The 12,098-nt window shown below is 63.4% G+C and carries 11 protein-coding genes; 3 read left to right on the top strand and 8 right to left on the bottom strand.

Annotation, left to right across the window (positions count from 1 at the left end):
- Positions 1-29 precede the first annotated feature (29 nt).
- The 8 genes from BMX59_RS01780 to BMX59_RS01815 all read right to left on the bottom strand — a co-directional run bounded on the left by BMX59_RS01780 (position 30) and on the right by BMX59_RS01815 (position 7,733).
- The gene (locus BMX59_RS01780; RefSeq protein ID WP_092240976.1) at positions 30-1,205 is read right to left on the bottom strand and encodes an ABC transporter substrate-binding protein; all 1,176 of its coding nucleotides are present in this window, start codon (positions 1,203-1,205) and stop codon (positions 30-32) included.
- On the bottom strand, positions 1,202-2,176 hold the full coding sequence (locus BMX59_RS01785) for a CobW family GTP-binding protein (protein WP_093119546.1): 975 nt from the start codon (positions 2,174-2,176) through the stop codon (positions 1,202-1,204). The genes BMX59_RS01780 and BMX59_RS01785 overlap by 4 nt, the downstream gene beginning before the upstream one ends.
- Positions 2,173-2,472, bottom strand: coding sequence for a hypothetical protein (locus BMX59_RS01790; RefSeq protein ID WP_071488653.1), 300 nt, complete (start codon positions 2,470-2,472; stop codon positions 2,173-2,175). The genes BMX59_RS01785 and BMX59_RS01790 overlap by 4 nt, the downstream gene beginning before the upstream one ends.
- Before the next feature lie 13 nt (positions 2,473-2,485).
- A complete protein-coding gene (locus tag BMX59_RS01795) occupies positions 2,486-3,235 on the bottom strand; it encodes an SDR family NAD(P)-dependent oxidoreductase (protein WP_093119549.1) in 750 nt (249 codons plus the stop codon).
- Positions 3,236-3,377: 142 nt separating this feature from the next.
- Positions 3,378-4,139 (bottom strand): SDR family NAD(P)-dependent oxidoreductase, encoded by a 762-nt coding sequence (locus tag BMX59_RS01800; protein WP_092240970.1) that lies wholly within the window; start codon positions 4,137-4,139, stop codon positions 3,378-3,380.
- Positions 4,140-4,149: 10 nt separating this feature from the next.
- Positions 4,150-5,490: an MFS transporter gene (locus tag BMX59_RS01805; RefSeq protein ID WP_093119553.1), complete on the bottom strand. Its 1,341-nt coding sequence runs from the start codon at positions 5,488-5,490 to the stop codon at positions 4,150-4,152.
- A 30-nt stretch (positions 5,491-5,520) separates the two neighbouring features.
- Positions 5,521-6,399 carry a polysaccharide deacetylase family protein gene (locus BMX59_RS01810; RefSeq protein ID WP_010212857.1) on the bottom strand — a complete coding sequence of 293 codons (879 nt, stop codon included), beginning with the start codon at positions 6,397-6,399 and terminating at the stop codon, positions 5,521-5,523.
- A gap of 11 nt (positions 6,400-6,410) precedes the next feature.
- On the bottom strand, positions 6,411-7,733 hold the full coding sequence (locus tag BMX59_RS01815; protein WP_093119556.1) for an amidase: 1,323 nt from the start codon (positions 7,731-7,733) through the stop codon (positions 6,411-6,413).
- A gap of 334 nt (positions 7,734-8,067) precedes the next feature.
- On the opposite strand from BMX59_RS01815, the gene BMX59_RS01820 reads away from it, so the two are divergent.
- The 3 genes from BMX59_RS01820 to BMX59_RS01830 all read left to right on the top strand — a co-directional run bounded on the left by BMX59_RS01820 (position 8,068) and on the right by BMX59_RS01830 (position 12,097).
- On the top strand, positions 8,068-9,057 hold the full coding sequence (locus BMX59_RS01820; protein ID WP_175486654.1) for a GntR family transcriptional regulator: 990 nt from the start codon (positions 8,068-8,070) through the stop codon (positions 9,055-9,057).
- A gap of 92 nt (positions 9,058-9,149) precedes the next feature.
- The gene (gene lon, locus BMX59_RS01825) at positions 9,150-11,570 is read left to right on the top strand and encodes an endopeptidase La (RefSeq protein WP_092240961.1); all 2,421 of its coding nucleotides are present in this window, start codon (positions 9,150-9,152) and stop codon (positions 11,568-11,570) included.
- Between the two features lie 137 nt (positions 11,571-11,707).
- Positions 11,708-12,097 (top strand): protease inhibitor I42 family protein, encoded by a 390-nt coding sequence (locus BMX59_RS01830; protein ID WP_058425770.1) that lies wholly within the window; start codon positions 11,708-11,710, stop codon positions 12,095-12,097.
- Position 12,098 lies beyond the last annotated feature (1 nt).

The raw sequence follows: 12,098 nt of genomic DNA on the forward strand, positions 1-12,098 counted from the left end.
TCTACTTAACGACCTTGATATGAACACAATCACCCACCCCGAGCCCGCATGAAATCCCCCCACCGCCGCACCAGATAATTGTGCTCATCCATCACCGAATTCCACACCGCAATATGCCCCATGCGCTGCTCATACGACCCCCCGTCCCGCACTTCCCCCACATCGATCAACGGCAAACCATCGCTGCCCAACAACTCCTCCCGCGCCGGCAACCCCGCATACCAGTAATCCCATTCGGCACTGCTCAAGTGATCACGACTGCGCGCGGGGTTACCAATGTAGTAACCCTGGCGCGCCATCACCGCCCCGGGCCAGCCGGACAGCCACCAATTCAAGTACGCATACGCCGCATCCAGCACCGGCCCCTTGGCATGCCGCGACAACGACAACCCGCCAAACCACGCGCGATACCCTTCACGCGGCACGGCAAGGCGGTATTTCACCCCTGCGCGATGCAGACGCATCAGGGTCGGCGACCACAGGCTCTGGATATCGATACTCGGGCTGAGCATCAACTGCGCAGCTTCTTCATCGTCGGACCAGAACGCCGCAAAGTGCCCTTCTTTCTGTTTACGCACCAGGATGTCAGCGAGCACGTCGATCTCTTCGATGCTCATATTGCCGATGTCCCTGAAGCTGGCCAGCCCCGCGCCCTGCACCGCCAGTGCGGCATCCAGGGCGCCGATGGCGGCGTCGCTTTGCAGCGCAGTGCGCGCACGCCAAGCCGGGTCCAGCAGCCAGCCCCAGCTCTCGTTACCGTGGCAAAAACCGTCGGGCAAGCGCTCGGGGCGGTAGGCGAAACTGTCGGCGTTGTGGGTCAGCGGCAGCATGCTGATGCGCTCGGTGACCGTGCTGCCGAGGCTGCCGTCGTGCTGCACGAACAGCCGCTCACTGGGCACGCTGCCACTGCCCAGGCGGTCGTCGGCCGACAGGCGCCCGCGCTTGGGCAGGTCGTTGATTTCATGCCACAAGGCGATGCGCCGGGTGTCGATAGGCTGGATCGCCTGGGCCGGCCACACAAAGTCGACGTTGTGGAACCACTGGTCGTACAGGTCGTAGCTGTCGGGCTGCATCACCGCAATACGCTGGGCCTGTTCGACATCGTGCACCTGGTACACCAGACGAATGCCCAGCTCTTGTTCGGCACGTACGCGCAGGCATTCAAGCAGGGTCACGGAGGTGCCGAGGACGCGCAGTGTGATCATGCCGCCCACCGCCGCGAAAAGACTTCAAACGAGCGCCTTAACAGCGCAGGGTCGAGGCCACGCAGGATAAACACCAGGCGCGATTGGCGATCACTGCCCGGCCACGCCGGCAGATGCACCGGCGCGTGCAGGCAGTGCTGCACGCCATGGATGACGATGGGAGCGTTACTGGCGTTCACGTTGAGCAGCCCTTTGACCCGGAGGATTCGTTCGCCGTGGCATCTTAACAGCATCGACAACCACACCCCGAACCCCACCCAATCCAGAGGCTGGTCGAACGTCAGGCTGCACACTTGCGCGGCGCCGTGAGTGGCAGTGGGGATGCGATGCAACTGCCAGCGACTGACTTCAACGGCGGGCTCGGCGCTGCGCAGGCCTTCGCCGAGCAGCAGCTGGTCACCGCTGTGGATGTCGTGGGTATCGAGGATCGGCGTGCCGGCATTGAGTGCCTGCAAATGGGTCCGTAGCGCTGCGCAATCCCCCGCCAGATCGGTCTTGCTCAGCAGCAAGCGATCCGCCGCCGCCACCTGCGCCAGCCATTCCGGGTGCAGGCGTTCTTGCAGGGCTGCGTGGCTGGCGTCGACCAGGGTGATCACCAGGCCGATATGGAAACGCCCGCGCAACTGCACGTCGTTGTTCAGGGTGGCGAGGATCGGTGCCGGATCGGCCAGGCCCGTGGTCTCCAGGATCACCCGTTTGAAGGCCGGGATTTCACCGCGCTCGCGGCGCTGCAGCAGGCCAAGCAGCGCGTCTTTCAGCTCGCCCCTGATCGAGCAGCACACACAGCCGCTGGGTAGCAGCACGGTGTCCGGCGCAACCTCCTCAACCAGCAGATGGTCGATGCCGACGTCGCCGAATTCATTGATCAGCAACGCGGTGTCGCCCAGGCTTTCGCCTTGCAGCAGGCGCTTGAGCAAGGTGGTCTTGCCGCTGCCGAGGAAGCCGGTGATGACGTTGAGGGCGATGCTCATACGCAGGCCTCCAGATGATCCAGCAGGCGCGGATCGAGCGGGTCCAACGGACGGCCAAGCAGGGTCTCGGCAGCTTGCCAGAGTTGATCCAGGCCGCTGGCCAATGCCTGTTTACCGGTGGCGCCCAATAGCAGATAGGACGCGCCCTGGAAGTCTTCGACCTTGAGCCGGAACACCGCCAGTACCTGGTTGATCGCCGCAATCCGGCGCAGGCGTTCGCGACGCCGGGGCAATTCATCGCCCAGGGGGTCGCTCCAGTGCAGGTCTTCACCAAGCAATCCACAGAGTCCGCACATGGCTACACCTCACTCATGGCATGACATCGCCGGAGTTCGGGCCCAGGGTCTGGCCAACGAACAGGTTGCCGCCCGGCTCGCTGGCCAGCAGCACCGCGACCGGCGCCACTTCATCCGCCAGGCCGAAACGGCCCAGAGGCAGTTCCCTGGCCTTGGCGCGTTTCCAGTCGTCGCTGATGCCGCCGACCAGGGGCGTCTCGATCGGGCCGGGGGCGATAGCGTTGACCAGCACATTGTCCTTGGCCACTTCCAGCGCCAGGGATTTGGTAAAGCCGATCACCCCCGCCTTGGCCGCTGCGTAATGGGTCAACTCGGCGCCACCCTTGATGCCCAGTTGCGAAGCCACATTGATGATCCGCCCCCAGCGCTGCGCGAGCATGTGCGGCAACGCACGCTGGCTGGCGACGAACACACTGGTAAGGTCGACGCGCAGCATGTCGTTCCACATTTCAAGGGTCAGGTCCACGCAACGCGCCTGGGTGAGCATGCCGGCGTTGTTGACCAGAATGTCGATGCCGCCAAAGTGCTCGACGCAGCGGTCGACACTGGCCTGGGCGCCTTCGACGGTACCGACATCGGCCAGGCATTCGAACACCTCGGCGCCGAGGTTGCGGCAGCTGATCGCGGTTTCCGCGAGGCTGGCCGCATTGCGGTCGGCCAGCACCAGGCGGGCACCTTCAGCGGCGTAGGCACGGGCGATGGCGGCACCGATGCCGCTGCCGGCGCCGGTGATCACGGCGCGGCGGTTTGAAAGTTGGGACATGTAAATTCTCCTGAACAAAACACAGGTCCAATGTGGGAGGGGGCTTGCCCCCGATGGCAGTGGTTCAGATAAAACAACGGTGACTGATGCACCGCTATCGGGGGCAAGCCCCCTCCCACACTGGACCCAGTAAACCAGTTAGTCAGTCGGGCCAGCGCACGGTCAGGCCACCGTCGATGACGATGCTTTGCCCGGTCAAATAACTCGACGCCTCACTGGTCAAGAACTGCACCAGCGACGCCACTTCATCCGCCCGCCCTACCCGGCCCAAGGGAATCGCCCGCGCCGCTTTCGCCAAGCCTGCCGGCCCCAGCGAATTCTTCGCATCCAGCGACTGCGGCGTCTCGATCAACCCCGGGATCACCGCATTGCAACGAATCCCCAGCGGCGCCAACTCCACCGCCAGCGACCGGCACAACCCCGGCACACCGGCCTTGGCCGCCGCGTAATGGCTGTGTTCCTGCCAGCCGTATACGCCACCGGCGATCGACGAAATCGCCACCAGCGCACCGCCTTCAGCCATATGGCGGGTGGCCGCACGGAAGGTGCGCATCACCCCCGTGAGGTCGACATTGAGCATTTCGTCCCACAGCGCGTCGGTCATCTCCAGCAACGGTGCGCGGCGCAGCAGGCCGGCGTTGGCCACGGCGTAGTCCAGCCGGCCGAAATGCGCCACCGCCTGTTCGGCCAGGGCGTCCACCGAGGCGGTATTGCCCACGTCCAAGGGCAGCATCAGGCATTTGCCGCCGGCCTCTTCCACCAGGCCTACGGTGGCCTGCGGGTCATGGGGATCGGCCGGGTAATACCCGCCCACCACCGCCACACCCACGCGGGCATAGGCCACCGCGAGGGCTTGGCCGATGCCGCTGGCGGCACCGGTAATCAAGGCAACTTCAGGGATCATCGATCACTCCTTACTGAACGGTTTCCGGACGCACATGCCGTGCGGCGAACATCAGCGCGCCGGAGAGGAAGCACGGCAGTGCGCCAAACCACAGCGCGGCGGTCTGCCAGTCGCTGCCGGCAGACAACACTTGGGTCGCGCCAAAGCCTGCGACTACAGCGCCGATCGGCCCCATGGCATGGATGATCGCGCCACCGGTGGCGCGGATGCTGGTGGGGAAACTCTCGCTGATAAAGAACAGCGCCGCCGAGTACGGCCCGATCAGGAAAAACAGGCCCAGGCTGTACAGCCCGACCACCATCGGCATATTGCTCGGGCCAAACAGCATCCCGGCGAACGACAGCCCGCCGAGCATCCAGCCCAGGCCGATCACGTTGCGACGGCCGATCTTGTCGCCCATCCAGCCGTGGCTCAGATAGCCGCAATAGCCCACCAGGTTCGACAGCACGAGGATGATCAGCGAGTTCTCGAACGAGATGTGGTGCACGCTGACGATCACCGAAGTGCCCAGCACGCTGAACACCTGGATCGCGGCCCAGTTGAGCAACAGCGCGGTGCCGATCACCAGGGTGGCGCGGCGCGCCGGGCCACGGAAGGCGGCCTTGAGGCCGGCCTTGCTGTGTTCGTCGTAATCCACGCCGTAGGTCACGGCGACGTTCTGCGCTTCTTTCACCGCACCGCTTTTACGCAGCTCGCTGATGCGCTGGTGGATCTGGAACTGCGGGCTCTCCTTGAGCTTGCGCGCCATGATCGCGATGACGATGGCCGGGATCGCGGCAAAGATAAAGCAGCCCTGCCAGCCGATGATCGGCAGCAACAGCGCGGTCAACCCGGCGGCGATCAACGCACCGACCGGCCAGCCGCCTTGCACCAGGCTGTAGATAAAGCCACGGCGTTTGGTCAGGCGCGGGTCTTCCGAAGCGCCGTACAGCTCGCTCAGGTAGGTGGCGTTGACGGTCTCCTCGGCATAGCCCAGGCCGCCCAACGAACGGATCAAAATCAGCGGCGACTTGCCCCACGCACCACCGATAGCGGTCAGCGCCGAACACAGCGCGGACCCCGCCACGGTGAAGATAATGCCTTTGCGCCGGCCCAACTTGTCGACCACCGGCCCAATGGCAAACGCCACCACCGCCGTGCCCACCGCGACCCAGGTCGCGATTTCCGCTTGCTCCACTTCACCCCAGCCGAAGTGCCGGCCAATCTCCGGCAGCAAGGTGCCGAACAGGATGAAGTCGTACACCGCAAACACCCAGGCGAAAAACGCGATCCAGGTGGCGAAGCGCACTTCCTGGGACGTCAGTTGCCGGGGTTTCCAGCCAGTCAGGTCAAGCTTGTTGTAGATGGACATGGGTCGCGCCTCAGGGGTGGTTGCAAAGGTTCAGGTACGCGGTTGGCGGCGGATGAAGTCGTCGGCGATTTCGTCGAAGGTGACGAAGCGCACGCCGGCATGGCTCTGGATGTGTTCGATCAGGCGCTCCAGCATCAGCAGCACTTGCGGGCGACCGGACACGTCCGGGTGGATGGTCATGGTGAACACCGCGTGTTCGTGTTCGCGGTAGACCCAATCGAACTGGTCGCGCCACATTTCTTCGAGGTGACGCGGGTTGACGAAACCGTGGCTGTTGGGGGCTTTCTTGATAAACATCATCGGCGGCAGGTCGTCGAGGTACCAGTTGGCGGGGATCTCCACCAGGTCGGTTTCTTCGCCGCGCACCAGGGGTTTCATCCAGGTGTCGGGGTGCTGGCTGTAGTCGATCTTGGTCCAGCTGTCGCCCTTGCGCACGTAGTAGGGATGGAAGTCGTTGTGCATCAGGCTGTGGTCGTACTTGATGCCTTTTTTCAGCAGCAGTTCGTTGGTCACCTTGCTGAATTCCCACCACGGCGCGACATAGCCGGTGGGGCGCTTGCCGGTGACCTGGGTGATCAGTTCGATGGATTTATCCAGCACGATTTCTTCCTGCTCGGCCGTCATCGCGATAGGGTTTTCGTGGCTGTAGCCGTGCACGCCGATTTCGTGACCGGCGTCGGCCACGGCCTTCATCTGTTCCGGGAAGGTTTCCATCGAATGGCCGGGGATGAACCAGGTGGTGCGCAGGCCGTAGCGTTCGAACAGCTTGAGCAACCGTGGCGCGCCGACTTCACCGGCGAACAGGCCACGGGAGATGTCGTCCGGCGAGTCTTCGCCGCCGTAGGAACCGAGCCAGCCGGCGACGGCGTCAACGTCGACGCCAAATGCACAGAGGATGTCTTTAGCCATGGTGTGTATCCTTAAACGTTAAGTACGGTTTCGACGGACAACGCCGCGCGCAACAGGCGAGCGTCTTCTCCGGTGGGGGCGCTGAGAAGCAGCCCGGTGGGCAGGCCCTGGGCATCGCGGCCGCTGGGCAGGTTCACGCAGGCCATGTCGAGCAAACTGCCGGGCATGGTCAGGCGCAGGGTGGCGAGATTGGTTTTGACAAACAGGTCGTCGTCGGCCTCCAGCGGTGCCAGGGCTGGCGCGACATGGGCGACGGTGGGGGTGATCAGGATGGCGCCGTCGACGTCGTCGATCAGTTGCTGTTGCAGGCGGCGGCGTGCATCGGTCAGGTGGATAAGCTGACTGGCGGGCAGTGCGCGCGCGGCTTCGAGGCGGCGACGTACGCGAGGGTCGAGTTGCTCGGCATCAGGGCCGTCGAGCAGCGCTTCATGCAGGGCAAAGGCTTCGAAGGAACCGAGCCAGCCGTGGTGCTTGATCAGGTCCAGGGTGGCCTGGAAGGTCGCGCATTCACGTTCTTCAACCAGTGCGCCCCGGGCCTTGAGTTGCTCCACGGCGCGCAGCAGATTGTTGCGCACAGCGGGCTCGACGTCCTGTTGCGCCAACACAAAGCGCTGGCCCTTGAGGCTGCGGGCAGTGTGGATCTGGGTACGGCCATGCAGCAGGTCGTCGATGGCCAGTGCATCGCGCACGCTGCGGGTCAGCGGCCCCAGGCTGTCGAGGGTATGGGCCAGGGGGAACACGCCGTCACGGCTGTAGCGTCGGCGGCTGCTGCGGTAGCCCACCAGGCCATTGAACGCCGATGGGATGCGGATCGAGCCCGCAGTGTCGGTGCCCATGGCGATGGGCACGATCCCGGCCGCCACGGCCACCGCCGAGCCGGACGACGAGCCGCCAGGAATGCGCGGCTGGTCGTCGCCATGGGGATTGTGCGGCGTGCCGAAATGCGGGTTCAGGCCCAGGCCGGAATAGGCCAGTTCGCTGAGGTTGGTCTTGCCGACACTGACCATTCCGACGCGGCACAACAGGCCGACCACAGGTGCATCGAGCAACGCGGCAGGCGCGTTGCGGCGATAGGCAGCGCCTGCGGTGGTGACGCTGCCGGCCACATCGAACAGGTCCTTCCAGGCCAGCGGCACACCATCGAACACGCTCAATGGCTGCCCGGCGCGCCAACGGGCAGCCGAGGCTTCGGCTTCACGGCGCGCACGCTCGGCAGTCAGGCTGATAAACACGGCCGGGGCCTGGCTGGCCTTATCGAGTGCCTGTTCGAGGGCTTGCACCGGGTCACTGCGACCGCTGGCAAAATCCTCGGCCATGGAAGTGGCGTCTGACATCGGCTTGATCCTCAAAACGTACATATTCATAAAATGTACATTTTACAAAGGCAGATTCCGTGCCAGTCTGTATCGGCACGTGTGTGCGCGATGAGGGAAGCTTGCCCAGAGCATCGGGATAGATGCTTTTAGACGGCAGGAAAAATCTTGCCAGGACGAGGGAAAACACCTTCAATGAAATAATGTATCTTTTATTAAAAAGTACATTTTGGTGCAGAAAAGTAACATCCTCGCTTTCAAGGCCCCAAAAAAGTGCCACCGACGTGGCGCAGAGTGACAGGCACGACTTATGAGAGAATCCTCGGCCACCTTCCTACAGCCTCCAGAGAAAACGATGAAAGCAGTGTCCGCCTCGGCCTCCCGTTACGCGATGATTCACAAGGTGATGCGTGACGCGATCGTCAACGGCACTGCGCGCCATGGCCTGGTGTTGCTGGAAGCGCCGCTGGCCGAATTGTTCGGCACCAGCCGTGTCCCAGTGCGCAAGGCCCTGGACCTGCTGCATGACGAAGGCCTGATCTGCCGCTTCAACGGCCGGGGTTACCTGATCAATCCCGAAGGCCTGGCCATGGAACCGCTGCGCCTGCCGCTGAGCCATGCACACCTGGGGCTCAACCGTGACGATGAACTGGTGGACACGCGCCCCCTGGGCGAACGCATCGTCGAAGAAATCGGCGCGGCGCTGTCCACCTGCATCGCCTTCGGCCATTACCGCCTCGACGAGCAAGCCGCCGCCGACCACTACGGCGTCAGTCGTGCGGTGGTGCGCGAAGCGCTGATGCGCCTGCGCGACCGTGGCCTGGTGGAAAAGGAGCCCTACTCCCAATGGCTGGCGGGGCCTTTGACGGCGCGGGAAGTCACCGAAGACTACGAACTGCGCGCCTGCCTGGAACCCGAAGCGCTGCGCCAGAGCGCGCCCCACCTCGACCGCGAGTTGCTCGAAGCCATGCTGCAGCGCGTGCTGGCCGCCCAGGACAGCCCCCACTGCAGCCTGGAGGCCATCGAACAGATCGAGGACGACTTGCACCAACGCTGCCTCGCCGGCCTGCAGAACCGCAAGATCGCGGCGTTGATCCGCCAGGGCCAGAGCCCCATGATCATCAGCCGGATTTTCTACCGCTTGCTGGGGATCGGCGCGGATCCAGCCATGCTGGCCGAACATCGGTTGATATTGGAGCTGCTGCTGCATGGTGCGTTTGATGCGGCGGCGTTGAACCTGCGCGAGCATTTGCAGCGGGCCAGGCAACGTATGTTGCAGCGGTTGAAGGTGCTGTCGGTGTTACCGGAGCAGCCGTTGCCGAGTTATCTGCACAAGATCAGCTGAATTCATGCAATTTGTTGCTAACTCCACCCCGCCATTGAAACCACCACTGCCCCGCCCCATCTAAGCACCATACTTCCTTATGCAGGTGCCCCATGAGCGACCAGCAAGATTTCCCCGATTACGACCTCAACGACTACGCCGACCCCGAAAACGCTGAATCCGCGTCGTCCAATACCGGCCTGGCCCTGCCTGGGCAAAACCTGCCGGACAAGGTCTACATCATCCCGATCCACAATCGGCCGTTCTTCCCGGCGCAAGTGCTGCCGGTGATCGTCAATGAAGAACCGTGGGCCGAAACCCTGGAGCTGGTAAGCAAGTCCGACCATCACTCCCTGGCCCTGTTCTTCATGGACACGCCGCCGGAAGACCCGCGCCACTTCGACACCTCCAGCCTGCCGTTGTACGGCACCCTGGTGAAGGTGCACCACGCCAGCCGCGAGAACGGCAAGCTGCAATTCGTCGCCCAGGGCCTGACCCGCGTACGCATCAAGACCTGGCTCAAGCACCACCGCCCACCGTACCTGGTGGAAGTTGAGTACCCGCACCAGCCCAGCGAGCCGACCGACGAGGTCAAGGCCTATGGCATGGCACTGATCAATGCGATCAAGGAACTGCTGCCGCTCAACCCGCTGTACAGCGAAGAACTGAAGAACTACCTCAACCGTTTCAGCCCCAATGACCCGTCGCCGCTCACCGACTTCGCCGCCGCGCTGACCTCGGCCACCGGTAACGAGTTGCAGGAAGTGCTGGATTGCGTGCCCATGCTCAAGCGCATGGAAAAAGTGCTGCCGATGCTGCGCAAGGAAGTCGAAGTCGCACGCCTGCAAAAAGAACTCTCCGCCGAGGTGAACCGCAAGATCGGCGAGCACCAGCGCGAGTTCTTCCTCAAGGAACAGCTCAAGGTCATCCAGCAGGAGCTGGGCCTGACCAAGGACGACCGCAGCGCGGACGTCGAACAATTCGAGCAACGCCTGGAAGGCAAGGTGCTGCCGGCCCAGGCGAAGAAACGCATTGACGAAGAGTTGAACAAGCTGTCGATCCTCGAGACCGGTTCGCCGGAATACGCGGTGACGCGCAACTACCTGGACTGGGCCACCTCGGTGCCGTGGGGCGTGTACGGCGAGGACAAGCTCGACCTGAAACATGCGCGCAAGGTGCTGGACAAGCACCATGCGGGCCTGGACGACATCAAGAGCCGCATCCTCGAGTTCCTCGCGGTGGGCGCCTATAAAGGCGAAGTCGCCGGTTCCATCGTGCTGCTGGTCGGCCCGCCGGGTGTGGGCAAGACCAGTGTGGGCAAATCCATCGCGGAGTCCCTGGGGCGGCCGTTCTACCGCTTCAGCGTCGGCGGCATGCGCGACGAGGCCGAGATCAAGGGCCATCGCCGTACCTACATCGGCGCGCTGCCCGGCAAGCTGGTGCAGGCGCTCAAGGACGTGGAGGTGATGAACCCGGTGATCATGCTCGACGAGATCGACAAGATGGGCCAGAGCTTCCAGGGCGACCCGGCGTCGGCGCTGCTGGAAACCCTCGACCCGGAGCAGAACGTCGAATTCCTCGATCACTACCTGGACCTGCGCCTGGACCTGTCCAAGGTGCTGTTCGTGTGCACCGCCAACACCCTGGACTCCATCCCCGGCCCGCTGCTGGACCGTATGGAAGTGATTCGCCTGTCGGGCTATATCACCGAAGAAAAAGTCGCCATCGCCAAGCGTCACCTGTGGCCCAAGCAGCTGGAAAAAGCCGGTGTGGCGAAAACCAGCCTGACCATCAGCGACGGCGCCCTGCGCGCACTCATCGACGGCTACGCCCGCGAAGCCGGGGTGCGCCAGTTGGAGAAACAGCTGGGCAAACTGGTGCGCAAGGCGGTGGTCAAGCTGCTGGATGAGCCGGCCTCGGTGATCAAGATCGGCAGCAAGGACCTGGAAAGCTCCCTGGGCATGCCAGTGTTCCGCAATGAGCAAGTGCTGTCCGGCACCGGCGTGATTACAGGCCTGGCCTGGACCAGCATGGGCGGCGCAACCTTGCCGATCGAGGCCACGCGCATCCATACGCTCAACCGCGGCTTCAAGCTCACCGGGCAATTGGGTGAAGTGATGAAGGAATCTGCCGAAATCGCCTACAGCTACATCAGTTCGAACCTGAAGTCATTTGGCGGCGATCCGAAATTCTTCGATGAAGCCTTCGTTCACTTGCATGTGCCGGAAGGCGCCACGCCCAAAGACGGCCCGAGCGCCGGGGTGACCATGGCCAGCGCGTTGTTGTCGCTGGCGCGTAACCAGCCGCCGAAAAAAGGCGTGGCCATGACCGGCGAACTGACGTTGACCGGGCATGTGCTGCCGATTGGCGGGGTGCGTGAGAAGGTCATCGCGGCGCGGCGCCAGAAGATCCATGAACTGATCTTGCCGGAGCCGAATCGCGGGAGTTTTGAAGAGTTGCCGGAGTACCTGAAGGAAGGCATGACGGTGCACTTTGCCAAGCGCTTTGCGGATGTGGCGAAGGTGCTCTTCTGACAGCTATCCATCGCCTGGTAGGCCCCCTGTGGCGAGCAGGCTTGCCCTGCTCGCCACAACAAGCCCGCTGCCCTGTTGTCACACCTTGTCTCATCTTCGGTTATGCTCGCCCTTCGTCGTGAATGAACGGAGCCCCCATGACCGCTGCCCGCCTGCTTCTCCCCTTGAGCCTTGCCCTGCTGGCCGCGTGCGCCAGTGCACCGAAGCAAAACGTCACCGTGGACAACCAGAGCGCCTGTCCGCTTCAGCTTAAAAGCGGGCAAAACCTGACCCTCACCCTCCCGAGCAACCCCACTACCGGTTACCGCTGGGCCATCCAGGATTCCGCCGGCGGCGTACTGCGCGCGTTGAGCCCTGAGGTCTACAGTAGCAGCGAGTCGGGTGTGATCGGCGGCGGCGGCCAATCGACCTGGCGCTTCCAGGCCTTCGCCGCCGGCCAGGGCCGTTTGCGCCTGACCTCCCAGCAACCCTGGGAGCCGGAGGCCGAACCTGTCGAAACCTTTGACTGCGCCATTACGGTGAACTGAT

The sequence above is a fragment of the Pseudomonas sp. NFR09 genome (genome assembly GCF_900111535.1).
Taxonomy (GTDB): domain Bacteria; phylum Pseudomonadota; class Gammaproteobacteria; order Pseudomonadales; family Pseudomonadaceae; genus Aquipseudomonas; species Aquipseudomonas extremorientalis.